Source organism: Streptomyces sp. NPDC002130, assembly GCF_040296465.1.
GTDB lineage: Bacteria > Actinomycetota > Actinomycetes > Streptomycetales > Streptomycetaceae > Streptomyces.
This window is the reverse complement of the sequence record NZ_JBEOXI010001193.1, coordinates 1-1085: the sequence shown is the minus strand read 5'-3', so window position 1 is coordinate 1085 and position 1085 is coordinate 1. Positions and strand designations below refer to the sequence as shown.

At 59.8% G+C, this 1085-nt stretch carries 1 protein-coding gene and 1 pseudogene; both read left to right on the top strand.

What is annotated here, in order from left to right:
- Positions 1–837: sugar-binding transcriptional regulator (locus ABT116_RS49580; protein WP_351648292.1), on the top strand; the 837-nt coding region annotated here is incomplete at its 5' end.
- 63 nt (positions 838–900) lie between these two features.
- Positions 901–1085: pseudogene (locus ABT116_RS49575) on the top strand (hypothetical protein); the annotation flags it as partial.

Below are 1085 nucleotides of genomic sequence, written 5' to 3'. Positions count from 1 at the left end.
CTGTTGGCCAGGGCGCGGACCCAAGGTTTGGTCAAGGTCGAGATTTTGGTACCGCCCGAGCTCGAAGGTTCGGTGAACACGGAGTTGGAATCGAAGCTGGAGAAGCACTTCGGGTTGGCCGAAGTGTTGATTGTGCCCGAAGCGAATTCGGACTCGGACGATCCGGACTTCGACGCGCTCGGCCGACGAGCAGCGGAAGTTCTGGTTCGTCGTCTGCAGCCATCGAGTGTTCTCGGATTTACCTGGGGCCCGGAAACCGTTGCGGTTGCAGGATCTTTGCCAGACAAGGCGGCGAAGTGCTCGGCTGTGGTACAACTTGACGGCTCCATGACGGTGACCGACTACCAAACCGGTGTCGACTTCACTATCGGCCGATGTGCACAACAGTTGCAGGCCAATCCTATTCGCCTCAATGCTCCGCTGTATGCCGACCCGGCGACTGTGGAGTCGATGCGAAACGACTCGGTCATCTCGAAGGCGCTGAAAGCTGGAACTGATTCCGACATCATGGTTTTCGGAGGCGGTGCCGTATCGACTGCCACGACCTTGTTTGCCGGTAGCTTCGTCGACTCGACCATGCTGGACGAGTTGGAAAGTCGAGGCGCTGTCGGTGAAATCGGCGGCCGTTTCTACACGATCGACGGCAATCCAGTGGAGGGGCCACTACCTGAGCGAACGGTCTCCGTCTCGCTCGACGCAGTGAAATCCTGCGATCAGACGATTCTGATTTCGGGAGGAACACACAAACGCCAGGCCGTTCTGGGCGCATTGCGCGGAGGTTTGGCAAACGTACTCGTCACCGACGTCGAGTGCGCCCAGTGGCTGCTCGAAGGCTAGCGATCTCACGAGTTTCGCTGTCCGAGCGCGCGACTGACACGCAAGTGTGAAGGAAGGTAATCCGTGAAAACAGGAAGACGAGTGTGGGGCGCTGCCGCGGCGGCGCTCTGCCTCCTGGTGTCGGGATGTGCGGGCGCTGGTGCGCTCGGTGGTTCCGGCGAACGAACAGTCACCATCGCGATGGTTTCGAACTCGCAGATGCAGGACGCCATCAAACTGGCGCCGGCTTTCGAAGCCGAGAACCCTGG